The organism is Hymenobacter sp. BRD67, from assembly GCF_013256425.1.
In the GTDB taxonomy this organism is placed as follows: Bacteria; Bacteroidota; Bacteroidia; order Cytophagales; family Hymenobacteraceae; genus Hymenobacter.
In genome coordinates, this window is record NZ_CP053904.1 from 4158211 (window position 1) to 4180021 (window position 21811).

The window sequence follows — 21811 nt, forward strand, 5'->3', positions numbered from 1 at the left end:
TATTCGCGCCGTAGTGGTTATATCTGCTACACCACCTATGAAACGGTTGCTTTTTGCCCTGGCAATGCTAGCGCCTATGGCGAGCAGTCTAGCCGCTATACCCCACCCACACCACCACGCCACCCGAACGGTAGCGCCTGCCGCTCAGACCGTGTACCTGTGCGAGAACGGGAAGTCCGTAGTGTATCACAGTAGCCGCGACTGCCCAGCTATGCGGCGCTGTACCCACGAGGTGCGGGCCGTGTCGGTTAATGAGGCTAAGGCAATGGGGCACCGCGAGTGCATGAAATGTTACTAGGTTAGGACATGTTGAAGCTAACACTACTCGCTTTGTTGCTTTTACTAACAGCGTGCAAGCAAAGACGTGCTGCCGAGGTAGCCGAAAAGAAAGACCCAAATTTTGGGAAGCGCTTATTGCAGCCATCCGACCCACGACGGCTCGACACATATCTAATGCTTTTGTTAGTAGCCGTAAAGTACAAAGTTGGAGTAGATACCGCAGCCCAAATTATTAGCGCTTTTGACAAGCGTTTTTCTTATAAGCATATAACTGATGGACGTTTAAACAGCTTTCCATTTTCGGTGGGAAGAAACTATGAAGAGGATGCCCAGCCGATAAGGAATGATGTGCTTTTTTTCTCGAAACAAGGTGAGAAGTTCAGACTTTATCCTTCAGTGGTCGCAGATGTTGTATATAGCTTTTACAGCTTAATGGGAAGCAATAGATATTACCCTGAGCCCCAGGGCCAATGAAAAAAGCCCTAGCGCAGCACGCGCTAGGGCTTTTTACAGCTAGTTGGAATATGGTGTTAGTACAAGCCTGTCTGATTTACTACAATCCAATGCGGCCGCCCGTATAGCTGCCTAGTCCCACACTATAACGAGGCCGCCGTAACCCCTGAACCTGACCGGGCTGGTAGGTGCTACCTGTCTGTGGGGAGAGGTCGGGGCGGGAGGGATATAACCCCGAACGCCAACAGCTGGAAGGTTGTTAGTATCAATACCTATTACACGAGGGGTAAGTTCTTCACTGCCCATTTCGGCATCTTGTGCCTGCTGCTGTGCCACACCTACACCTTGGCCTGCCGCGTTGTTCATGCCGTAGGCGGCGTAGCTGGCCGCGCCTTCCACGGCGTTGTTCAGGTTCTCCGCGCTGCCTTGCGTAAGGGCAGCCTTGGTGCGGTTGTAGGTATCGAGGTCGTTCTTCTGGTAGGCGGCCTGCTGCGTCAGGTCAGCCCCCACGACGTGCTGCGCCTGGATGCCGTATTGGGCTGCCTGGGTGCTAAGCTGCTGCTCCCCGGCCTGGCGGCGGGCATCGGCGGCTCCGGCGGCTGCCAGCAGGTCGCCGCTCGAAGCAGCCCCGAGGCGGGCGGCCTGCAATGCCCCGGCCTGCACGCCCGCGAGGCGCGTTTGGGCCGCGTTCTGGCCGGGCATCACGCCACTGGCGGCTGCCTGCCGGTCGAGGGCGGCCTTTTCGCGGAACGCGGCCGGGGTCGTGTCCTGAAGTTTGAGATTAGCTGCGGCGCGGTTCTGCTTGTAGGCCGCGTAGAGTTTAGGGGCAGCGGCTACAGCACCGAGTAAAAGTGAGCCTCCGAAGGGCATGGGCAGTCAGGAAAAAGTGGGTAAAAGCTGACTGGTTGGGGAGGTAGAGTAGTAGCCACAAGTTACGGCATAGGGGGCAAACCCACCTGTTCAAGCGTGCCACTGTACCATTTTTGGTTAAGTCGCGTCGGGTTAGCAGGCAGCAGCGTCTAGCACTGCTGCTAAACAGAACACTAAAAAGATTTTAAGGCTGACACTCATAGCATTTTGCTAACTCAATTAGCCAATAGCTGGACTAATTAAGTTAGTAGCCGTTTACTTTTGCGCTTTACGCCTCTGTCCCGCGCTTATGTACGACGTCGAACTTATCCCCGTGCCCGAGCCTCTTGGGCCCTCGCTTTTGCCCGTTTTCTCCTGCCTGGTGCCGGCCGGCTTCCCATCCCCGGCCGATGACTACGTCGATGAGCTGTTCGACTTAAACAAACTGCTCTTTCGTCACCCCGAGGCGACCTACCTGGTGCGTGTAACGGGAGAGAGTATGGCTGGGACCGAGATACATAATGGTGACCTACTGGCCGTGGATAAGCACCGGGAAGCCGACAGCGGCCACGTCGTAGTAGCCGTGGTGGGCGGCGACTGCACGGTAAAGAAGTTAGAGCTACATGAGGGCCATTGGTGGCTAATGCCGGCTAACCCCGCCTATAAGCCCTACCGGATTCACGACGGCGACGACGTGCGCATCTGGGGCGTGGTCCAACTCGATACTTATTTGCCCGCCGGCTACATCGGTAAAGCGGAGCTGGTAGTTTTGGCCAAGGCGGAAGCCGGCATAGCCATCAAAAGCCATCGTGCCGGTTTGACCGACGAAGGTGCGGGTTTCAGTTGTCATTAGTTAGCAGTCTTCCTGATAGAAACTGCTCAAAGCTAACTAATCTCGGGAGCGTCTCACACACCGCGACACGGCTACCTGCCGGTCAACACTGGCTTTAGTGCATCGTTAGAGCGTCTTACAACTCTTTGACATAATTAGTGAGCCGCTATCGTTTGCTGCCCCAATCTATACCGGTAGCTATACCACGGCGAGCCGGGGCCTTGTGAGTGCCGAAGTCTACCCCGATAGCTTTAGGTTTATGGGCTGCTGGCGGTGGGCTAGGCTGGGCGTAGGGATTAATTACCCGGCCCCTTTGCGGGTCAGGGCCTCTATAGCCGCCTGCTGGTCGGCCGTGGGCTTGCGTGGGTTGTACTTCCTCCGGCTGCCCGTACTAGCTGCTGGTCGGCGTATTGGCTGGCCGGAACAATGACGCTGTAGCGCTTCTCCGTAATGCCGTTGTCATAAGTGGGCCGGCCGTTAAAGTCAACACCGACAGGAGTGGGTTTACCGCTTACCCCGTCCCCGGCCGTTTTCACCTTATCTACTACCGCCCCACGGTATTCGGCCCGTAGTTCGGCCTTCCTGGCTTGCTCCGGAGTCAGCTCCGCAATATTGCGCAGTAAGTCCTGGTAAGCTTCGCGGTCGGTTGTATAGGGCTGCTCGCGGCCAAGACGCTTGCCGTTCACATACAGCGAGTAATCCCGGCTGGTGAGTTGCATTGGCACCTTGCCATTAGGAGCGGCCGTCGAAATGTGGGTAGGTTTGCCATCCTGCCCTACTACTTCGGCCAGGTGGTTGTCTACCATTACCTGCGCGTAGGGCTGACGGGCGCTGCCAAAGGATTCCCCTACGGTGGGGTAGTGGTTAGGTACAAGCGTGGGCAGTCCTGGCTTAGCGCCGAACGTGCGGGCCATTAGGTTAGGCTGCTGGCCGGGTTGCTCATAGTGCGAGAGCTGCGAGCCAACGGCGGGCGTAGCTAGTACCTCGTTCGGGTTGGCTTTTACAGCGTGAGGTTGCGGGGGGCGTGGGTTTAGGGCTTCCTCGTGGCTTTGCGAATAGGCGGCCTGGGGCCAAACATCATCGAGAGGTGCCCGTTGCGGCTAATCTTGGGGAGGGCGGGCAGGCTGGGGTCCGTGAGCCGGGCCGCTTCGCGCTCTTCGCGCTGCTTATTGTAAGCGGCCTCCCGCGCATCAGCCAGCACCTTTACCGGGCCCTGGTCGAGTAGTTGGGCCGCGCCCCCGTCTAAATTGAGCTGCGGGGATCCATCAGCATTGTAAACAGGTTTCCCGTCCTTCATACGGATGAGCTGCCCGCTTACCTGGTCGGTGTTATGTACCCCACCGAGCCCGCCCGCCTGCGCTACCCGTTGTGTAATCTTGGGAACTACGTCGTGCAGGGCTTTGGCCACTACCTTGTCCTCCTTGTAGGTAGTGGGGTCATTGTCAAGGGCAGGCAACGCAACATTTGGGTCGTAGTCGGTAGCCAGTACCTTTTTCCCGTCAGCGCCAATGAGCGAGTGCCCAAGCGCCGTGCTGTAATTGGTGTAATCACGCGTGGGGTCAGCGTGAATCTGAGCCAGGCGCTCGCTCAACAGCTTGGTTTTCTCTACGCCGTGAATGCGCAGCTTCTCCGTATTGTTGAGCAGGGTGGCCCGCTGACGAGCACCCTCAACACGGTCGAGCGTGCCAGCCTTTTCCAGTTTGTAGCTATCGGCTAGCTGGTTAATAAGACCCTTTGTTTCTTCGTCAAAGCGCTCCTGAAAGGGCTGGCCGGTTGTGGTCTTGTACTGCAAATCCTCGCGCAAGTCTTTGCCAATCTTTTCGGCCTGCTGCTGTTTGAGGTGGGCGGTCTTTTGGGCGGCCAACTCCCGCACCCGCTGCCCCTGGGCCAACAGCGCCAAGGCATTAGGGGCATGGTTGCCGAGCACGTAAGCCGCGCCTTGGTGGATGCCTGGGACTAGATTTTCGCCCGATATTTCGGCCATTGGGTAGGGGTTTAGGTAGCAGTTGCCTCTCCCTACAAGTTACGGCTAAACTCCCGCTTACCCCTGTTCAAGTGTGCCACTGTGCCACTGTGCCATTTTTGGCACACCTCACTTTTGGCACACCTAAAATAAAAAGGGTCGGCCCACCCGTAGGCAGACCGACCCGTACACCGGGGCAAGCTGGCAACTAAATCCCTGATAGGCGAAGATACGAAATAAGGCCCGTTATGTAGCGTGACACACATGGCGTAGGCTGCCCGACTATACTTCGCAAGTACTTGTTTAAACCAGCGTTTAAACCAAAAGCAAAACAGCCACCTAGTATTGCTACTAAGTGGCTGTTAATCAATGTGGGAGATACTGGGTTCGAACCAGTGACCCTCTGCTTGTAAGGCAGATGCTCTGAACCAGCTGAGCTAATCTCCCGAGTGGTTGTGCCCGTTTGGGAGTACAAAGATGGGGGACTTTTTTGGATTGACCAAACCCGGCGCTAAAAAAAGTGGGCAGTCAGGCTAGCTGGCAGGGGTAAAAAATTAGCAATCAGCCATAAAAAAATAAAAAATGTACTGGTATGGCCCAGCAGTCGGTATTCGGCAACGCTACGGGCGCGTAGCCGTTAGCATGGCCGGGCTTCTGCCGATAGGCAGAAGCTTTCTTTCTTCTTTTACCTCTCAAATTCTTTTCTTTCATGGAAACGCAGCTGCTTCAAAACTATTCGGAGCCTGAAAAAACGGCTTATCTCTCGGCTATTGCTTCGCTGGCCACGGCCGACCGCCAGGCAACCCCAACCCAAATAGAGTTTTTGCAGCATCTGACCCAGCAGGCCGGCTTATCGGCCGGCTCGGCTCAGCAGGTGCTTCAGGCCGCACAAGACCCAAATAACCAGACGGTGCAGCAGAGCCTCGACCAGCTTAAGAGCAGCGACCTGCGCTACTCCCTCGTGACCGACCTTATCAGCTTTGCCCGCGTCGATGGCACGTACTCGCCCGGTGAAGAAGAGATGGTGGGCAAAATGGCGGCTTACCTGGGCGTAAATCCTGACCAGAAGCAGGCCCTCGAAAACGTAGTGGACCAGGCCGCAAGTGTGCCGCACGACCCTCAGGACCCCAGTAAGCAGGGCTTCCTAAGCGGCCTAGGCGACAAGCTGAGCAGCGTAGGTATTCCCAAAAACGCCCTGATGGCTGGCTTGCTCGGCGTGGTGGCCCCTATGGTCATTTCGCGGGTAATTGGCGGCGGGGGCACCAGCCAGGGCCAGCCGAGCGGCACCCTGGGCGGCCTGCTGGGCGGTGCAATGGGCAACCTGGGGGACAAGGCTCGCTGGGCGGTATGTTGGGCGGCCTGCTCGGCGGCGGGATGCTGGGCGGCCTGTTTGGCGGCGGCAACAGCCAGGCCAGCCAATACCCGCAGCAGGGCTCGATGGGCGGCAGCGGCCTCGGCTCCATTATGTCGGTGCTGGGCGGCCTGGGCGGGCAGCCAAACTCGCAGCCCGCCAGCGCGGGGGCGGCGGCATCATGGGTAGTGGCCTCGGTGGGCTGCTCGGCGGCCTGTTTGGCCGCTAAACTGGCCTAACGACAATCAAGAAGCCACACAAAATATATATTTAAAACTATATTTTACGTGGCTTCTTGATTGTGGCTGGTAATTTGAGGCAGCCCAGTGCAAATGATTATTCTTTAGTTATTTACGTAGGTAAACAAGTCATCGGGACCTACTTTCTCGCGGCTGTGCCAGCCGCGTAGGCCCATACGCGGGGCAGCTACCCCGCGCTCCAGCCGCTTCGGGCTGCGGAAGATGCGGATTTCGTCCCACACGTTACTGTTGAGCAGGGCCGTAAGCACAGTCGGGCCGCCTTCGACCAGCACCGACTGAATACCACGGGCGTGCAGGTCGGCCAGCACGGCGGGCAGCAGGTCGGGCGAGGGCGCCTCGCCGGCAGCGGTAAAGGGTAGCGTTACGTAGTCGAGGTTGGGCGTGCCGGAGCGGGTGCGATGCGTGTAGATGAGGGTAGGCTGAGAGCCGTCGAGCACATGGTGGGTGGGGGCAGCGCCAGGTTTTTGTCAAGTACAATGCGCGTGGGCTGGGGGCCGGGCCAATCGCGGGCGCTCAGGTGGGGGTTGTCGTGCAGGGCGGTACGGGTGCCCACCAGAATAGCGGCCTCGTCGGTGCGCCATTTATGCGTCAGCAGCTGGGCCTGGGGGCCGCTTATCTGCACTTGCTGGAAGTGGGGCCCTGCCAAAAAGCCATCGGCCGACTCGGCCCATTTCAGCACCAGGTAGGGGCGCTTTTTCTCCTGGAACGTAAAGAAGCGCCGATTGAGCTGGCGGCCGGCCTCGGCCAGCAGGCCGGTGCTCACGCGCACACCGGCGGCGCGAAGCTTATCGAGGCCCCGGCCGGCCACCAGGGGGTTGGGGTCGTCGTTGCAGACAATAACCTCGGGTACGCCTTTGGCGATGAGCAGGTCGGCACAGGGGGGCGTTTTGCCGTGATGCGCGCAGGGCTCCAGGGTCACAAATACCCGGCTTTGGCGCAGCAGCGCCTGGTCGCCCACGCTGGCCAGCGCATTTACCTCGGCATGGGGGCCGCCGTACTGCTGGTGAAAGCCTTCGCCCAGAATAGTATTATCCGGGCCTACTACTACGCAGCCTACCATCGGGTTGGGGCGCGTGTAGCCCAGGCCAAGCGCCGCCAGGTCGAGGGCGCGGCGCATAAAAAGCGAGTCATCGGGCACAGGCATAGGGCAGGGGCAGCGCGGGTTGCTGGCGTAAAGCTATTCGCCGGCCGCCTGTTGTTCGCTATTCGGCGGTTGTTATTCGTGGCTCGGGGTAGATAAGAAGCTGACTAACAAAGAAAACTAGCCAGCGCACAGTAAGCAGCTGGCGATGAGCAACTACTAACGAGCAGCGTCGGCGGCTTGGCAGTCTCTCGCTACCGGGCCGCCATCTTTGCAGCTGCCATGACAACGACCCAGCAGCTTACCACTAGCCTTGCCACCGCCTTGCGGGCCATTTATCCCGAGCCCGAGGCCCAGGCGCTGGCGGCGCTAGTAGCCGAGCACCTGCTGGGCTATTCGCCCTTGCAGCGCCGCATGCAGGCCGCCGCGTCCGTGCCGCCCGAGGTGCTGGCTCAGCTGCCGGCGCTGCAGGCGCGGCTGCTGGCCCACGAGCCGGTGCAGTACGTGCTGGGTACGGCGTACTTCGCGGGCCTGGAGCTGGCCGTGACACCCGCCACGCTTATTCCGCGCCCCGAAACCGAAGAGCTGGTGCAGCTGATAGCCCGTGCCCATGCCGGCCGGCCGGGCTTGCGCCTGCTCGATGTGGGCACCGGCAGCGGCTGCCTGGCCATCGCGCTGGCCCGTGCGCTGCCCGGTGCCCAGGTGCTGGCCGTGGATATCTCGGCCGATGCCCTGGCAGTGGCCGGGCAGAATGCCGCCCGCTACGCCCCCGGTGTAGAGTTCGAGCAGCTTGATATTCTGCATGGTAGTCCGGCTGCATTGGCCCCGGTAGCCTTGATGTGCTGGTGAGCAACCCCCCTACGTGTGCGAGAGCGAGCGGGCCCTGATGCGCGAAAACGTGCTGGCCTGGGAGCCGGCCACGGCCTTGTTTGTGCCCGACCGCGACCCACTGGTTTTTTACCGTCGGCTGGCCGGGCTGGCCGCAGTACTGGTGCGACCGGGCGGTAGTATCTGGCTGGAAATTAACGAGCGGCTGGGGCCGGAAACCGCCGCGCTTTTTTCGGCGACGGCCTTTGAGCAGGTGGCCGTGCTGGCCGACTTTCTGGGCCGGCCACGCTTTGTGCGGGCCGTGCGGCGCTAGGGGCAGCAAACAAATCGTGTAGCTACAGGGTTTGTAGTCGCTTGCCTACGGGCAGCTTTTCTACCTTTTATCTCTCCTCGACAATGACTGAGCAACCGCTCCTGACGGCTTTCCACTCCGATAAGCTGAGCTTGAAAAACCGCGTCGTGATGGCGCCCATGACGCGCAGCCGCGCCGACAACCCCGGCAACGTGCCCAACGACCTGATGGTCGACTATTATACCCAGCGCGCCTCGGCCGGCCTCATCGTGTCGGAAGGCACCTACGTGAGTCGCGACGCCGTGGGCTACATCAACGTGCCCGGCATCTATACGCCCGAGCAGGTGGCGGGCTGGCAGAAGGTGACCAGCGCCGTACACGCACACGGCGGCAAGATATTCGTGCAGCTCTGGCACGTGGGGCGCATCTCGCATCCCGACCTGCTCGACGGCCGCCTGCCGCTTTCGGCCTCGGCTCTCAACCCTCACAGCCAGGTATATACGCCCACCGGCTTTAAGGAAACGGTGGCAGCCCAGGCCATGACGGTAGCCCAAATCAAGCAAACCGTGGCCGACTTCGTGCAGGCCGCGAAAAATGCGCTGGCGGCGGGTTTCGACGGGATGGAGATTCACTCGGCCAACGGCTACCTGTTTCATCAGTTTTTCAACGGCACTGCCAACCACCGCACTGACGAGTACGGCGGCACGATAGAAAACCGCGCGCGCTTCTTCTTCGAAGTGCTCGATGCGCTGAAGGTAGCCGGTATTGACCTGGGCCAGGTAGGCGTTCGCCTCAACCCCTCGCTCAACGGCCTGTTTGGCATGACACTCGACGCCGAAACTATCCCAACGTTTGACTATATCGTCAAGCGCCTCAACGACTATGGTCTGGCGTATCTGCACCTCACGGAGCCGTTTACCGATGTAAGCGCTATTCCGTACGCCGAGCAGCATATCGCCAAGCGCTACCGCCCCTTATATAGTGGAACGCTAATAATCAACGCGGGCATGACCCAGGATAAAGGCAACAAGGTGCTGGCCGATGGCGACGCCGACCTCGTAGCCTTCGGCACGCTCTACATCTCGAACCCCGACCTGGTGGAGCGCTTTGCGCAGCACGCGCCCCTCGCCCGGCCGACAAGGATACCTTCTACGTGCCCGGCGCCAAGGGCTATACCGACTACCCGGCCCTGACTCAGGCTTCGTAAAGCTGGGGTTTGTCTACTAACCCCACCTTCCCCAACTGGCTTAGCTGGGTGGGGAAGGTGGGGTTTATATATGAAAGGTTTAATATTTGATGCCCGGTGCTATTCCTGGCGCCGGAGCCAGGCTTCGGCCTCGGCTTCCTTATCGAAGGAGCGGAAGCGAATGGCCAGGCCCTGCACATTGGTCGTGATGTAGGCCGTGGCCAGGCGGGCATACAGATTGGCAGATACCAGAATGGCACCCACGCGGTAGCCGGCGTGCTGCACGGCGTGCGGCAGCCAGGTAGTGGTAATCCAGGCTTGCTCCTCGGGCGAGTAGGGAAGAATCTCAACCTGATTGCCGAGCACCTTGCCCCAGCCGTATTGCTGCATGGCCCGGGTCAGGTGCTGCAGCAGGGCCTGGGTGTCGGCCAGGGTGCGGGTATTGGGCTTCCAGTACAGGCGCAGAAATTTGTCGGGGTCGGTGAGTATCCGGCCGGCAGCATTCTCAAAAACAACAGTGGGGGAAAACACGGGCGCCATTGCGGGCCAAAGGTAGCCGAAGCCAGGTGATAGCTTGCTGAACTTGCCGGTCAGCTTCAATAAAACTAGTTGCAGGCAGCATATTACGACCGGGCTTTCGCCTGCGGCGGCCTGGTGGCTACGGCTGGCCGCGCCACTACTAACAGGGCAGGTTGGGCCGAAAAACTGACCAGCCTGGCAGCAGTCAGGGAATAAGCATCGGCCTCCGAGCGTTGGGGCAGCTACCGGCGGCTGGCACGACTGCGCCCGCTTGCCGACCTTTGTTGTTATGGTAGTTTTTCGTAGCCTGCTTAGGCGGCTGTTGCTGGTGCTGGGGAGTGGTGGTGCGCTGGTGGGCTGCGCCAAATCCAGCGGCCCGCTCAAGCTCTATTTTATCAGCGCCAATCGCTTTACATCGGGCAATCGCTCTGTGGTAGTGCCGGGCGATACCTTGGCCACGCGCCTCTACGCCACGGCTGCCACCGGCAATACTCTGAAAAGATTTCAGGTTACGGTGGCGTATTCGCCAAGCCGGGTGCCTTTTGCCTACCCTTCTACGGTGCTGGGTTTCAACTACAGCGCCCTGCCCAAAGATTCACTGATTACCTACCTCGACTCTACGCTGACTTCCGCGGCCGGCGCGCCAACCGAGTTCTTGTATACTACCGTTTTCGGGGCGCGTACCACCTCGGGCACCGAGCGCTGGCTATTTACGGCTACCGATAAAGATGGCAATACCTCATCGCGCACCTTTACGCTGTCGGTGCGCCGGAGCGACTCTACGGCTGTTTATCACGACTACCAGCTCAACCTGCCATCGACCTCCTACACTCCGGGAGCCCGCCGTTTTATCGAGCTGAAATCGGGCATTGCGTACCCAGCCTACTCGGTAGTGGGCAGCGTACCCAACCCGCCGTGCAGAGTCAGATTGATGTCATTCTGCTGGCCGACGGCCAGCGCCTCGCCTCGCCCGACGAGACCTCCCTCAAGCTAAGCATGAGTAAGTGGTCCGTAGCCCGGCGGGCCACCCGCTTTCGCCTCACTGCCCTGGACAAGACTGGCTTCGACAACACCCAGGATACCATTGCCATCCGGCAGCAGTTTGCCGGCGGCACGCTGTCGTTGGTATCGGGCCTGGCACTCAACCAGGTATATGCCTTTCGCACTGCTGATGCAAAGCCTTATTACGGCCTGCTGCACGTATACAGCCTGCCCAGCGGCACCACGGCCGGCTTGCAGCTGCGCGTGCGGGTAGCCAAGCATGCGCTGGGGCAGTAGCCGCCGACCACTAAAAGAGCCCCGGCCTGCTTAGGTCGGGGCTCTTTTAGTGGTCGGCGGCAAGAAAGACTAGAAAGTAAGGCCCCCGTCACGCTCACTGTGAAGCGACTGTAGTCGCTGGCAATAACTGGGGCCGCGCGTACGACCGGTGTTGCGGGGGCCGGGGTAGGCTGCACTACCTCATTGCTAACCAGCGTGTAGGGTGAGTAGCGGTCTTTGTAGGCCAGGTAAACCCCGGCCACATCCACAAAGAAACTTTTGCTGCGAATGCCCAGGCCGCCGGTAAAGTAATTCTGGTCGCGGTTGTACGAGGCTGTTCCCGCATAGGGGCTGGCATAGCGGGCATACCCGGCCCGCACCCGGAAGATATCGAGGCGGCCTTCGGCCCCTACGCGCAGGTTTACTACGCTGCGGTAGCCGCTGGCAATGACTGCGTTGCTATTATCCAGGTAGGGGTCGGTCGAGCCATCGGTGGTATTAAAGTGCGAGGCGCCGTAGTTGAGGTACTCCACATCGCCGGTCAGGAAGCCGTATTTCGACAGCAGCACCGTCACCCCGCCATTGGCCCGGAAGGGCGTGGTAATGCTGTAGTCGTAGCCTGGGATGGAAGTAGAAAATACGTTCGGCTGATTTGGCGGCGAGTACTGTGAGGTAAGCGTAGTGCCGTATGTATCAGTGAGGTGGATATACGTGGGCGTTTGTACCGAGGCTCCGAGGCGTACGGCATCTACCACCCGGTAAATAAGACCCAGGCGCGCATTAATGCCCGTGCCGGTAGTTTTCAGTGTTTCTACGAAGTTGAAGTCTTCACCTCCGTTCGTGCTCTCACTGAAGGTGCTGGTGCGCGTACGGTTCATTGACACAATGCCGATGCCCCGCCAATGTAAAGCTTGTCGCGGTAGTTGGCCCCGTAGCCGAGGTCGAACTGCGAAAGGGAGCCTTTGCTGAGTACCTGCTCGCGCTGAGTTACGGGGCCAGTGCGCACGGGCGTTACAACCTGGTAAAAAGGATTAGTAGGGTCGGCCGGGTTTTTGATGGTGTTGGTGCTCGTCAGGGAGCCGGCGGCTGCCAGGCCGTCTATATCGGTGTAGTTGCCGCTGTTAAACTGGTTAGCAATATCCTGTACTGCATTCTGATAGCCCGCCGACGTGTAGTCGCTAAAGCCACCCGGCTCGCGCAGATACTGCATAAACGAGTGCTGCTCGTCGGTCTGGTTCTGGTAGCTCAACGCCTGGTTGAAATCGGCCAGCCGGGTAAAGCCCAGGGCAAATGAGCCACCGCGCCAGTCACTGCTATTGTCAGTGTCGGACCGCCGGTTGGCGAATACTACGCCCAGGCTGGCTACGTGGAAGCTATTGGCCGTCTGGTTGAGCGCGGCCAGGTTGCCCGTGTTGGCGGCATTGGCAATGGGGCCGAGTTGGCGCTGCCAAAGCCCACGCCGGGTGTAAAGCTCACCTCCGACTTCGTGAAAAAGCCGAGGCCTGCCGGGTTGCTGCTCAGGTTGCTGAAGTCACTTCCCAGCGAGACATTGGCCCCTCCCAGCCCAGCACCCTGGCAGTACCGGCGGGCCCCTGGCGCGAGTATAAAAGCGCGTCGTCTACGTAGCTGCCTTGTGCCTGCGCCGAATAGGCTAGACCCAGAAAACTGCCCAGCACCGTAGCCAGGCTCCTAAATACGTGCTTCATACAGAAAAAATTGGGGCAAAAAAGAGCCGGTCCGAGGGACCGGCTCGGATAAATCAAGCTGTGACTATATAATACTATGTCTGAGTAAGCGAATGGCCCTAGCGGCCACCCCGGCGACCGCCGCCTCCACCGCCCCCAAAACTGCGACCGCCACCGCCGCCATACCCGCCACCACCGAAGCTGCGGCTGGGGCTGTAGCTAGGCTGGCTGTAGCTGCGACTCGGCTGGCCACCGGTATTGTATTGCGGCTGACCACCAAAGCCGCGGCCCTGCATGGCTGGCTGGCCCGTGCTGGGAGTTGCAGCCGGCCGAACGCTGCCCGCCGTTGCGGCACTGTTGTTCCCAAAGAAGCCGCTGAAAAAGCCGCGTCGCGCCGTGCTCTGCCCCTGCGGAGCAACTGCATTCGGCCGGCTGGCCGTGGCGCCCGGCGTCGAGTAGGTAGGCTGACCTACTACGTTGCCGCCTCCGCCGCCATCGCGGCGCGTGGGCATAGTCATGCCGGCCGGCTGGCCAGTAGCGCCATTAACCGTAGTGCCCGGCCCTACCGCGCCACCCGTGGAGTAAACGCCGGCATTGCGCCAGCCGCCCCCGCCGGTAGCACCGTTAACCGTAGTAGAGGTAGGGCCACCCCGTTCAGGACCGAGCCGCCCCGCATGCTGCGGTGCCCTACCAAGCCAGAGTTGACACCCACGGCACCTGGGTAAACTGCTGCCCGGCTATAGCCGTAGCCGAAGTCACTGTAGCCATACCGGCCGTAGCCATACGGATAGCCATAGCCAAAGGGGTAGCCGTAACCAAACCCAAAGCCCATGCCTATCCCGTAGCCAAACGGCGAGTAAAACGGGTCGTAGAACCCGCCGTAGGGATAACCCCCAAAGCCGAAGGGCGAATACCCGTAGCCGAAGGGCGAGCCGTAGCCGATGCTCAGCCCCATGCCGTAGCCGAAGGGCGAGCCGTAGAACGAGGGCGACACCGACCAGCTCGGCGTGTAGTTGTAGGAGCTTACGCCCGGTCCGGTATAAGGCTGGCCAAAGCCGCTGGCGTTGTACGACGAGTAGTTGTTGCTATAGTAGTCAGTGCCAGCGGTACTGGCGCTTTGCTGGGTGCCGCCCTGGTAGTCCGGGTTGGCATCTTCCGTGGTGGCTACATTAGCGGGCGCCTGGGTAGCGGTAGCCGGCGTAGTGCCATTGCCACTATAGACCGAATTCGACGAGCTTACGGGCGTCGTGCGGTCTTTAGAAGAATAATAGACGCCGTCGTTCTCGGTGGAGTTCGTCAGCGCCCCGGACGTGGCGCACCCGCCCAAAGCGAGCAGCGCCAAAGCCGGCAAAGTAGCGGTGAGCAGGTTTTTCATGACTGAAAAAATGAGAAATCAGCGAGCTGCTGAATGAGTTAGTAAAATAAAGTCCTCGCGAATGGAAGCTAAGTGAAGACCAGCCGGATGGCCTGGTCTGAAAACAAGTGCTTAAAGCTACAACATTCGCGTCGGCGCGCACTACTATAACGTAATTTCGCCCCAAAACGGTGCCGTTTAAGTTAAAGTTACTGTCACAAAACCTATACCAGAATCGTCTGGCTTGTAGCCGGAGCCGAAAACTGGTTTTTAGACTGTCATATGAGTAAAAAGTTGCCTACCCGCCAGGAAGATTATTCGGCCTGGTACAACGAACTGGTGAAGCGCGCCGGCCTGGCCGAAAATTCCGCCGTGCGCGGCTGCATGGTCATTAAGCCCTATGGCTACGCCATTTGGGAGAAGATGCAGCGCCAGCTCGACGACATGTTTAAGCGCACCGGGCACGAGAACGCTTACTTCCCGCTGTTCGTACCCAAGAGCTTATTCGAGGCCGAAGAAAAAAATGCGGAGGGCTTCGCCAAGGAGTGCGCCGTGGTGACGCACTACCGCCTCCAGACCGACCCCGACCGGCCGGGCAAGCTGCGCGTCGACCCCAACGCCAAGCTCGAAGAAGAGCTGATTGTGCGCCCCACTTCGGAGGCTATTATCTGGAGCACGTATAAAAACTGGATTCAGAGCTACCGCGACCTGCCGCTGCTCATCAACCAGTGGGCCAACGTGGTGCGCTGGGAGATGCGCACGCGGCTGTTTCTGCGCACGGCCGAGTTTTTGTGGCAGGAGGGCCACACCGCCCACGCCACCGCCACCGAAGCCGTGGCCGAAACGCGCCAGATGCTCGACGTGTACGCCGAGTTTGCCGAGGAGCACATGGCCCTGCCCGTGGTGAAGGGCGTAAAAACGCCCAACGAGCGCTTTGCCGGCGCCGAAGACACCTATTGCATTGAGGCGCTGATGCAGGATGGCAAGGCGCTGCAGGCCGGCACCAGCCACTTTCTGGGCCAGAACTTCGCCAAGGCCTTCGACGTGCAGTTTGCCAACAAGGAGGGCGTGCGTGAGCACGTGTGGGGCACCAGCTGGGGCGTAAGCACCCGCCTGATGGGCGCGCTCGTGATGGCCCACTCCGACGACGAGGGCCTGGTGCTGCCGCCCAGGCTGGCCCCAATTCAGGTGGTTATTATTCCGATTTATAAGACCGGCGAATTGGACGCGCTCCTCGAGCGCATCCGGCCCATTCAGCAGGGGCTGGCCCAGCGCGGCATCTCGGTAAAAGTAGATGGCCGCGACACCGAGCGCCCCGGCTTCAAGTTTGCCGAGTGGGAGATGAAGGGCGTACCCGTGCGCCTGGCCATCGGCGCGCGCGACCTCGACGCCGGCACCGTAGAAGCCGCCCGCCGCGACACGAAAGAAAAGCTCCAGCTGCCTTTGGCCGACGTAGTGGACAGTGTGGACCGCCTGCTGAATGATATTCAGCTTAACATATATTCTAGGGCGCAGCAGTATCGCGCCCGGCACACCACCCGTGTCGAAACCTACGACGAGTTTAAGGCCGTGCTTGATGGCGAAGGCGGCTTTGTAGTAGCCCACTACGACGGCACGTCCGAAACCGAAGAGCGCATCAAGGAAGAAACCAAGGCCACCGTGCGCTGCCTGCCCCTCAACGAGCCCGATGAGGAAGGCGTGTGCATCGTGACCGGCCGGCCCAGCCCGCGCCGGGCGTGGTTTGCCCGGGCGTATTAGTAACGCTTTTACCTTATTTAACAAGCCAAACGGCACCCGCGCATCGCGGGTGCCGTTTGGCTTTGGGCCCTTCTGGTATACAATTGGTTAGCTACTGCTAAGGCTTACTCCATAAGCACTGCTTTAACGGTGCCGGCTGTATGGCCGTCAAAGCGCAGAGTAAAGAAGTAAACGCCACCAGCCTGGTCTTGGCGGTGCCAGCTAATAACTTGAGTGCCTGCGGGCTGCAGGCCTGCATCAACCCGACCGGCAAGGCGTCCTAAGGCATCGGTCACGACTAGGTCAACGTGGGTGGCGTGAAGCAGGGTGAAGCGGAGCTGAGCATTGGAGGTCAATGGGTTAGGCGCGAGAGTCAGGGCAATAGTCAGCGTGGCAGGATGCGTAGCCAAGGCCGTGGCTGCGGGTTGCACCGCAATATCGCGCACTTCATAATCGCCGCCGTTGGGACCTATCCAGTTAGTGTTTTGGACTATACCCGTAGCAGGATTTAGTACGGATAAGGTGGCAAAGCCACTGGCTGGGTCAGCGGCTGACTTGGTGAAATAGCCGATGTTGGTCTGGGTAACGGGGTCATAGTAGAAGTCGAGGTCTGTGTTGCGGCTGGAAGGAAAATCGTTGCTGAATGTAGGGGTAGCTGATAAAGAGCGCACTATACCATTGCTAGGGGCGTCGAGGGTAAGCAAGTGGTTACTATTCTCATCTATCGCATATAAGATGCTAGTAGTACTACCGGTATAGGCAAGGGTACCTACCCCCGGCAGGGTGCCGGCATAAGCGTCGGTGGCGGCGTATGCCAGGGTGGCATCGGTAGCCACTACGCGACTTGTGGCGGGGTTCAGACAAATATTAGCTTGGGTAAGAGCGCTGCACACGCGCACGCGGTCAGTAACAGGGTCGAAATCGAAGCCTAGGGGGGAGGCGTGTGGAAAGTACTAAATGGTGGGTTGCCTGTGCCCAGGGGAAGAGAAACCGCTGCCAGTCCCACGGGCGTAGCCACGGCGGTAGTCAGGTTCAGCACGTATAGCTGTCCCATTTGCGTCGTAAAATTGTAGCCGAGGCAATACAGTTCGCCAGTGGCAGGCCGAAAATCAAGCCCAACCGGCAGTTCGCCACTGGTGAGCCCCGTAATAGCCGTTCGGGCCCGAATGGTGCCTGGGTCGGCAGCAGTGAAATACAGCAGACTACTTATAGCAGTGCCGTAGCTGAATTCAAGCCCATAAATAGTTTGGGCTGCTGCGGGCATAACCAAAGTGACCGCAAGTAAAATACCTGTTACGAGGCTTTTGCAAGTGCGGGTTAAGCGAGCTAAAAGTGGTAGCATATGGCTAAGAATGGGAGGTAATAGAATTTAAAAACTTAAAAATTCTGAATGGGCTACACGGCCACTGCATCCGGTGCGCCCCCTACAAATAGGGGCTTACAACGCTTGGTCAACTTTTTATTCTGCTAGCACACCCCTGCGAGTGCCGGCCGGCTGGCCATCAAAGCGAAGGCTGAAGAAATAAATACCCGCTGCCTGGCGCTGCCGATTCCAACGGATGTTTTGCTGGCCAGCCGGCAGTAGCCCAGCTTTAATGGTATCGATGGTGCGACCAAGGGCGTCGGTTATAATCAACTCGACATGAGCGGCTTTGCCCAGGGTGAAAGCCAGGTTTGTGCTGCCAGCTACTGGGTTTGGGAAGAGTACTGCCTGGGCCTCCACTAAAGCTGAGCCAGGTTGGGTAGTCGCCAGTACAGCTTTCGTACTCAGCAGTACGCTGATAGTGTTTCCCATCCCATTGGCTGTCACAATGTCGAGTTGGCCATCCCCGTTCAGGTCGCCCAGCGCCAGGGTTTCGCAATCATCGCTTAAGAAGTTGCCGCGAGAAAAATTTTGAACGGCTGCAAAACCTCCCCCGGCTTGGCCCAGCAGGATATCCACATTGGTATCGCTGCTCGTTACGATATCCAGGTACCCATCGCCATTCATATCGCCTAATTGCACTGCATACGAAGTATTGCTGTGATTGCCAATGGAGTAGGGAATAAAGGGTGCTAAATTTCCATTAGCTTCTCCGATTAAAACACTAACATTATAACTATTATTTATAACAATGTCCAGGCGACCATCCTTGTTCACGTCGCCTAATGCTAATTGCTGAGCGTTTCCGTAAGGATTGCTTGCTGCACCAGTAGGGTAGATTTTGGCCGGAGCAAAGCCTGAGCCGCCACTTGCCAGCAGAACGCTGACTGTATTGGCCAACTCATTGGTTGTTACGATGTCGAGAAGCCCATCGCCGTTCATATCGCCCAAGGCGACACAATAAGGCTTACCTCCACTTACTCCAACGTAATAGCTGGCAGTAGCGAAACCACCGCCCGCTTGCCCTGCTAATACGCTAACCGTATCATTTTCATAATTAGCAGTTACGATATCAAGGTGCCCGTCGCCATTTACATCGCCCAGCGCTATCCATACGGGGTGGTTTAAAGCACCAATTAGGTAGGAAGTAGTGGAGCTGAAATTGTCGCCGCCCTGCCCAAGTAATATGCTAACCATCCCGCCGGCCATACTACCATATTGGCAAGTTACAATATCAAGGCGGCCGTCGCCATTTACATCGCCTAAGGCTATTCTGCCACCTAGGGTAGCATCGTAGGTGCGGGGAGCATCAAATTTGCCGTTGGCTTGCCCAAATAGTACCTGAATGCCACGACTGGTTGTGACAATATCGAGGTTGCCATCGCCATTTAAGTCGCCTACGGCTACATTACTGACGGTGGCACCTATAATGTAAGTATCAACACTCGCATATTGGGCCTGTGCTGGGCCTGTGACTAGGGTAAGCATTGCGAGTAAAGCCCAATACTTAGCGGCGTACAGAAAAGGAGTTATTCTCATGGGAACGTGATTGAATATGAGATTTGAAATAAAAAAATATTATTATTTATAATATTAAATAATAACTACATTGAAGTTATAGTTGCCGGATAAGCCGCACGGCTTCTTGTTCTGACACAGCTGTGAGAGTGGGAGTTATGACCAGCCCAGGCCCGATGGTGATGCGCTGGGTGCCATAGTACAATTGGCCGCCAGCTGACTGAAGAACTGCGACTATCATATCAGCGCCGGTAGGAATATTGCGCGTCCAGCGAGTGCCGGTGGCATCGGCGGGGGCCATGCGCAACAGACCGTTGAAGCCCACCGGCCGCAAAAACACGCGGGTTTCGGTAAGCGGATTCAGCGGCGTAACGACCGTAACAGGTACAGAGCTGGCCACGCGGTAAGCGTGCCAAATCTGGTCGATATTCCACCAGCTAATGGAATCCAGCGGCACCAAGGCCCGGTAGAGGCCAGGTAGGCTTTGTACCCGTTGCGGGCTCGCCAGTTGCCAGCCCACAGTATCACTTGGTGCCTTGGTAGCCAGCTGCTTCCATACATATTGCCGAGTGGTGTCCTGGCCCGTAGGCATCGGTGCTTTTACCTTCACAGAACTATCTGCCAGCAGCCGTAGGCGAATGCCATTGCTACGCACCTGAATGTTAAACTCACCTCCTGATACCAGCATATCGCCCTGATGTGGCAGGGTGGTAGGCATATTTGTTAGCAGCATATCGGCTACTGAATAGATTTCGCGTAACCGGACTTGGCCATTGCCCAGGGCCAGAGAGTCTTTATAATACACCTTGAAGCTGCGGCCCGGAAAGCTGATGCTGGCACCGCCACTGGTTGTAAGTATTTGGGCACGGTCAAGCAGTAGCGAAAAAGTCTGCACCGGCACGCTATTGCGCCGCGTAAATTCGGCCAGCGAAAGATTGCTGGTTGGCGGTGGGGTGGGCAGCACTTTAGTTGGGCAGTTCACTATATCATCTTTGCGGCAGCCGAGCATTAATAACAGGCCAGCTACATTGAATAAAGCCAGGTATCGGTTCATAGTAAGTAGATGATTAATGTGAAAAGGAGGCGAGCAGTGTATACACTTTACTTTTCAAGCACGCTAGTTAAAGCTATGCCCTTTAGGGCAAGACTTTAGTTGCTACTCACTTCTAGGCGCTTGGTAGCTTTGTAAGATGAAGCAGCGAACAGGCAGCCATTCGGTTCACAAGCTGGAAGTGCATCTGGTGTGGAGCACCAAATACCGCTATCAGGTGCTGACGGGTGATGTACAACTGCGCTGCCGAGACCTGTTGCGTCAAACGTGTAATGCGTTGGATGTACGCATTTTGAAAGGGGTAGTAAGCAAGGACCATATTCATTTGCATGTCTCGTATCCGCCTTCGCTAGCGCTGAGCGAGTTGATGCGCCGGCTGAAAGGGCGCAGTGCTAAGTTGTTGCTGCAAGAGTTTCCCGAGTTGAAGCGCCGGTACTGGGGCGGTCATTTCTGGGGCATTGGCTATGGTGCCTGGAGCGTGGGGAACATCACGGACGAGCTATTGGAAGCGTACTTGAACCATCACAAAGACCAGCCCAATGGGGACGAGAATTTTATTCTGGAATAGCCCACTTGTAGTGGGGGGCTTTCAGTCGGCTTTAGCCGAAACCAGCGAATTTCATTCGCAAACCAAACCTATGGACTTACAGTCCATAGTCGTTTAGTCTTAGCGGATATCCCAGGAAAGGCCTGTCAGAATACCTAGGCTGAAAGGCTGTCGTTGAGAAAATCCCGACGAATTGGGCTTTACAAAGGGCGTAAGGATGTAGCGCCCGGTGGGCTGCACCACCCACTGCCAGCGCGAAGCCCGGCCGCCGATGCGGTAGCGCAAGTCCAATCCCAGGCTCAAGGCCAGGCTGTAAGCTGCATAGAGGCTATCGGTAGCAGAATAGGTCTGCTGCTGGCAGCCGCAGCTGCTACCCTCGGTGCTGCGGCCCCCGCGGTACCAGCCTACTTCGGCCCCGAAGAGTAGGGCCTTGGCTAGGCGGCCACGCGGCGCACCCAGCGCATAGCTCAGCTGCACGGGCAATGTCAGCAGGCGGTAGGTATCGCGTAGACTAAGGTGAGTGGCACCCACCGAGTCGCCTTGCTGCAGGGCCAGGTGAGTGGCGTATTCGTGATAGCCCATGCCCACAGCCAGTGCCCAGCGGCCTGATAATACGCGTCGTACCTGCACTTGGGCTCCCAAGCCCACGGAGGGTCGCTCCAAATGCGCAAAATCGGGATAGCCTGTGGTAGGGTGTGGGGCCGGGCCGATGGTGCGGTAGCTGAGCGTGGGCCCCGCCAAGGCCAGGAGCGCCCAGCGCCGGGCCAGCGGGTACAGCGCCGGTGTTGAATCGGGCCGGGCAGTCGGCGCGGTGGGTAGGGGTGCCAGCGCCGTTAAAGTGATAAGCGTGGCCCGCGCATTTAGCGTGGCTATGCTCTCACTGCGCGGGGCAGCTACCGGTTTTATCTGGTTGGAGTAAGCAACGGGATGCTGGCCAGCTATCTGGTCTTGGCCCTGAGACTCCGAAAAGCCGCTGCGCCGATGCACAGTAGTCGATGTTGCCGGGCCGTGCGAACGGGAGCGGCTGGCAATATATTTTGCTGATGCAGAATGCTCGTTATCAGCAATTAATAAGGCGGGTTTCAGCAGTTTCCTGGGAGTTGGTCGGGCTCGCGCTAGGTTGGTAGTTGCCCGTCTGTTTTGGCGTTGCGGCTGAGAAGGGGATAGCGATAGAGCCCCACCTTGCCGGGCTAAGTCGTCGGCGGTCAGCGCACCGGCACCCCGCGCCGTAGGCTGCCGGTTCACGCCGGTAACCAGCGCTACCTGGTGTATCTTTTTTCGTCTAAGCGACTGTTGTTGGGTAAGCCTGCTCGGCTCCCGGCCTTTTAGGGCAGTATGTTGGGCAGCCGTTGCGAAGTCTGAGCGGGGCGGAGGGCGGTGCCTAGATGCGGCTACAAGGGCGGCCA

The 21811-nt window shown here is 58.4% G+C and carries 24 protein-coding genes, 1 tRNA gene and 1 pseudogene; 10 read left to right on the top strand and 16 right to left on the bottom strand.

The window, feature by feature from the left end; genetic code table 11:
* Positions 1 to 306: 306 nt before the first annotated feature.
* Positions 307 to 753 (top strand): hypothetical protein, encoded by a 447-nt coding sequence (locus GKZ67_RS19470; RefSeq protein WP_173245807.1) that lies wholly within the window; start codon positions 307 to 309, stop codon positions 751 to 753.
* 111 nt (positions 754 to 864) lie between these two features.
* On the opposite strand, the gene GKZ67_RS19475 is transcribed toward GKZ67_RS19470, so the two are convergent.
* A complete protein-coding gene (locus tag GKZ67_RS19475; protein WP_173245810.1) occupies positions 865 to 1602 on the bottom strand; it encodes a hypothetical protein in 738 nt (245 codons plus the stop codon).
* Positions 1603 to 1891: 289 nt separating this feature from the next.
* Between GKZ67_RS19475 and GKZ67_RS19480 the strand changes: the two genes are divergently transcribed.
* On the top strand, positions 1892 to 2434 hold the full coding sequence (locus tag GKZ67_RS19480; RefSeq protein ID WP_173245813.1) for a LexA family protein: 543 nt from the start codon (positions 1892 to 1894) through the stop codon (positions 2432 to 2434).
* A gap of 308 nt (positions 2435 to 2742) precedes the next feature.
* On the opposite strand, the gene GKZ67_RS19485 is transcribed toward GKZ67_RS19480, so the two are convergent.
* From GKZ67_RS19485 to GKZ67_RS19495, 3 genes are all read right to left on the bottom strand, one after another.
* The gene (locus GKZ67_RS19485) at positions 2743 to 3327 is read right to left on the bottom strand and encodes a hypothetical protein (protein ID WP_173245815.1); all 585 of its coding nucleotides are present in this window, start codon (positions 3325 to 3327) and stop codon (positions 2743 to 2745) included.
* A 116-nt stretch (positions 3328 to 3443) separates the two neighbouring features.
* Entirely contained in the window at positions 3444 to 4397 is a 954-nt protein-coding gene (locus GKZ67_RS19490; RefSeq protein WP_173245818.1) for a hypothetical protein, read from the bottom strand.
* A gap of 351 nt (positions 4398 to 4748) precedes the next feature.
* Positions 4749 to 4823, bottom strand: a tRNA-Val gene (locus GKZ67_RS19495).
* Positions 4824 to 5085: 262 nt separating this feature from the next.
* Here GKZ67_RS19495 and GKZ67_RS19500 point away from each other — a divergent pair.
* On the top strand, positions 5086 to 5916 hold the full coding sequence (locus GKZ67_RS19500; protein ID WP_173245821.1) for a TerB family tellurite resistance protein: 831 nt from the start codon (positions 5086 to 5088) through the stop codon (positions 5914 to 5916).
* A 154-nt stretch (positions 5917 to 6070) separates the two neighbouring features.
* On the opposite strand, the pseudogene ribD reads toward GKZ67_RS19500, so the two are convergent.
* Positions 6071 to 7131 (bottom strand): annotated as a pseudogene (gene ribD / locus GKZ67_RS19505) (bifunctional diaminohydroxyphosphoribosylaminopyrimidine deaminase/5-amino-6-(5-phosphoribosylamino)uracil reductase RibD).
* Positions 7132 to 7308: 177 nt separating this feature from the next.
* Between ribD and GKZ67_RS19510 the strand changes: the two are divergent.
* From GKZ67_RS19510 to GKZ67_RS19520, 3 genes are all read left to right on the top strand, one after another.
* Positions 7309 to 7917, top strand: a complete 609-nt coding sequence (locus tag GKZ67_RS19510) for a N5-glutamine methyltransferase family protein (RefSeq protein ID WP_173245824.1) — start codon at positions 7309 to 7311, stop codon at positions 7915 to 7917.
* A 13-nt stretch (positions 7918 to 7930) separates the two neighbouring features.
* The gene (locus GKZ67_RS19515; RefSeq protein ID WP_173245827.1) at positions 7931 to 8209 is read left to right on the top strand and encodes a hypothetical protein; all 279 of its coding nucleotides are present in this window, start codon (positions 7931 to 7933) and stop codon (positions 8207 to 8209) included.
* An 83-nt stretch (positions 8210 to 8292) separates the two neighbouring features.
* Entirely contained in the window at positions 8293 to 9381 is a 1089-nt protein-coding gene (locus GKZ67_RS19520) for an alkene reductase (protein WP_410505032.1), read from the top strand.
* A gap of 113 nt (positions 9382 to 9494) precedes the next feature.
* Here the strand turns inward: GKZ67_RS19520 and GKZ67_RS19525 are convergent, their stop codons facing one another.
* Complete coding sequence (locus GKZ67_RS19525; protein ID WP_173245830.1) at positions 9495 to 9914, bottom strand: hypothetical protein; 420 nt, start codon at positions 9912 to 9914, stop codon at positions 9495 to 9497.
* Between the two features lie 268 nt (positions 9915 to 10182).
* Between GKZ67_RS19525 and GKZ67_RS19530 the strand changes: the two genes are divergently transcribed.
* Positions 10183 to 10887, top strand: a complete 705-nt coding sequence (locus GKZ67_RS19530; protein ID WP_173245833.1) for a hypothetical protein — start codon at positions 10183 to 10185, stop codon at positions 10885 to 10887.
* Entirely contained in the window at positions 10809 to 11171 is a 363-nt protein-coding gene (locus GKZ67_RS19535) for a hypothetical protein (protein WP_173245836.1), read from the top strand. Before GKZ67_RS19530 ends, GKZ67_RS19535 begins: the two co-directional genes overlap by 79 nt.
* Here GKZ67_RS19535 and GKZ67_RS19540 read toward each other — a convergent pair.
* The 5 genes from GKZ67_RS19540 to GKZ67_RS22765 form a co-directional block, all read right to left on the bottom strand.
* Positions 11078 to 12028 carry an OmpP1/FadL family transporter gene (locus GKZ67_RS19540; RefSeq protein ID WP_173245839.1) on the bottom strand — a complete coding sequence of 317 codons (951 nt, stop codon included), beginning with the start codon at positions 12026 to 12028 and terminating at the stop codon, positions 11078 to 11080. The two genes, GKZ67_RS19535 and GKZ67_RS19540, sit on opposite strands and share 94 nt — an antisense overlap.
* Complete coding sequence (locus GKZ67_RS19545) at positions 12025 to 12399, bottom strand: hypothetical protein (protein ID WP_173245842.1); 375 nt, start codon at positions 12397 to 12399, stop codon at positions 12025 to 12027. Before GKZ67_RS19545 ends, GKZ67_RS19540 begins: the two co-directional genes overlap by 4 nt.
* A 268-nt stretch (positions 12400 to 12667) precedes the next feature.
* The gene (locus tag GKZ67_RS19550) at positions 12668 to 12856 is read right to left on the bottom strand and encodes a hypothetical protein (RefSeq protein ID WP_173245845.1); all 189 of its coding nucleotides are present in this window, start codon (positions 12854 to 12856) and stop codon (positions 12668 to 12670) included.
* Positions 12857 to 12954: 98 nt separating this feature from the next.
* Entirely contained in the window at positions 12955 to 13353 is a 399-nt protein-coding gene (locus GKZ67_RS19555; protein ID WP_173245848.1) for a hypothetical protein, read from the bottom strand.
* A gap of 44 nt (positions 13354 to 13397) precedes the next feature.
* Positions 13398 to 14210, bottom strand: coding sequence for a hypothetical protein (locus tag GKZ67_RS22765; protein WP_217278639.1), 813 nt, complete (start codon positions 14208 to 14210; stop codon positions 13398 to 13400).
* A gap of 261 nt (positions 14211 to 14471) precedes the next feature.
* On the opposite strand from GKZ67_RS22765, the gene proS reads away from it, so the two are divergent.
* Positions 14472 to 15947, top strand: a complete 1476-nt coding sequence (gene proS / locus GKZ67_RS19565) for a proline--tRNA ligase (protein WP_173245851.1) — start codon at positions 14472 to 14474, stop codon at positions 15945 to 15947.
* A gap of 104 nt (positions 15948 to 16051) precedes the next feature.
* On the opposite strand, the gene GKZ67_RS19570 is transcribed toward proS, so the two are convergent.
* The 4 genes from GKZ67_RS19570 to GKZ67_RS19585 form a co-directional block, all read right to left on the bottom strand.
* Positions 16052 to 16825 (bottom strand): DUF4394 domain-containing protein, encoded by a 774-nt coding sequence (locus GKZ67_RS19570; protein WP_317172193.1) that lies wholly within the window; start codon positions 16823 to 16825, stop codon positions 16052 to 16054.
* Between the two features lie 29 nt (positions 16826 to 16854).
* Positions 16855 to 17268 (bottom strand): DUF4394 domain-containing protein, encoded by a 414-nt coding sequence (locus tag GKZ67_RS25365; protein ID WP_410505033.1) that lies wholly within the window; start codon positions 17266 to 17268, stop codon positions 16855 to 16857.
* Between the two features lie 117 nt (positions 17269 to 17385).
* Entirely contained in the window at positions 17386 to 18828 is a 1443-nt protein-coding gene (locus tag GKZ67_RS19580; RefSeq protein WP_173245860.1) for a T9SS type A sorting domain-containing protein, read from the bottom strand.
* Between the two features lie 76 nt (positions 18829 to 18904).
* Positions 18905 to 19861: a hypothetical protein gene (locus tag GKZ67_RS19585; RefSeq protein WP_173245863.1), complete on the bottom strand. Its 957-nt coding sequence runs from the start codon at positions 19859 to 19861 to the stop codon at positions 18905 to 18907.
* Between the two features lie 136 nt (positions 19862 to 19997).
* Here GKZ67_RS19585 and tnpA point away from each other — a divergent pair, with 136 nt between their 5' ends.
* Entirely contained in the window at positions 19998 to 20426 is a 429-nt protein-coding gene (tnpA, locus tag GKZ67_RS19590; protein ID WP_173241239.1) for an IS200/IS605 family transposase, read from the top strand.
* Positions 20427 to 20525: 99 nt separating this feature from the next.
* Here tnpA and GKZ67_RS19595 read toward each other — a convergent pair whose 3' ends face one another.
* Positions 20526 to 21392, bottom strand: coding sequence for a hypothetical protein (locus GKZ67_RS19595; RefSeq protein WP_173245866.1), 867 nt, complete (start codon positions 21390 to 21392; stop codon positions 20526 to 20528).
* Positions 21393 to 21811 lie beyond the last annotated feature (419 nt).

Coding starts and splice junctions, on each gene's coding strand:
- GKZ67_RS19470 (WP_173245807.1), top strand. CDS start 307: ATGTTGAAGCTAACACTACTCGCTTTGTTGCTTTTACTAACAGCGTGC.
- GKZ67_RS19475 (WP_173245810.1), bottom strand. CDS start 1,602: ATGCCCTTCGGAGGCTCACTTTTACTCGGTGCTGTAGCCGCTGCCCCT.
- GKZ67_RS19480 (WP_173245813.1), top strand. CDS start 1,892: ATGTACGACGTCGAACTTATCCCCGTGCCCGAGCCTCTTGGGCCCTCG.
- GKZ67_RS19485 (WP_173245815.1), bottom strand. CDS start 3,327: ATGGCCCGCACGTTCGGCGCTAAGCCAGGACTGCCCACGCTTGTACCT.
- GKZ67_RS19490 (WP_173245818.1), bottom strand. CDS start 4,397: ATGGCCGAAATATCGGGCGAAAATCTAGTCCCAGGCATCCACCAAGGC.
- GKZ67_RS19500 (WP_173245821.1), top strand. CDS start 5,086: ATGGAAACGCAGCTGCTTCAAAACTATTCGGAGCCTGAAAAAACGGCT.
- GKZ67_RS19520 (WP_410505032.1), top strand. CDS start 8,293: ATGACTGAGCAACCGCTCCTGACGGCTTTCCACTCCGATAAGCTGAGC.
- GKZ67_RS19525 (WP_173245830.1), bottom strand. CDS start 9,914: ATGGCGCCCGTGTTTTCCCCCACTGTTGTTTTTGAGAATGCTGCCGGC.
- GKZ67_RS19530 (WP_173245833.1), top strand. CDS start 10,183: ATGGTAGTTTTTCGTAGCCTGCTTAGGCGGCTGTTGCTGGTGCTGGGG.
- GKZ67_RS19540 (WP_173245839.1), bottom strand. CDS start 12,028: ATGAACCGTACGCGCACCAGCACCTTCAGTGAGAGCACGAACGGAGGT.
- GKZ67_RS19550 (WP_173245845.1), bottom strand. CDS start 12,856: ATGAAGCACGTATTTAGGAGCCTGGCTACGGTGCTGGGCAGTTTTCTG.
- GKZ67_RS19555 (WP_173245848.1), bottom strand. CDS start 13,353: ATGACTATGCCCACGCGCCGCGATGGCGGCGGAGGCGGCAACGTAGTA.
- GKZ67_RS22765 (WP_217278639.1), bottom strand. CDS start 14,210: ATGAAAAACCTGCTCACCGCTACTTTGCCGGCTTTGGCGCTGCTCGCT.
- proS (WP_173245851.1), top strand. CDS start 14,472: ATGAGTAAAAAGTTGCCTACCCGCCAGGAAGATTATTCGGCCTGGTAC.
- GKZ67_RS25365 (WP_410505033.1), bottom strand. CDS start 17,268: ATGCTACCACTTTTAGCTCGCTTAACCCGCACTTGCAAAAGCCTCGTA.
- GKZ67_RS19580 (WP_173245860.1), bottom strand. CDS start 18,828: ATGAGAATAACTCCTTTTCTGTACGCCGCTAAGTATTGGGCTTTACTC.
- GKZ67_RS19585 (WP_173245863.1), bottom strand. CDS start 19,861: ATGAACCGATACCTGGCTTTATTCAATGTAGCTGGCCTGTTATTAATG.
- tnpA (WP_173241239.1), top strand. CDS start 19,998: ATGAAGCAGCGAACAGGCAGCCATTCGGTTCACAAGCTGGAAGTGCAT.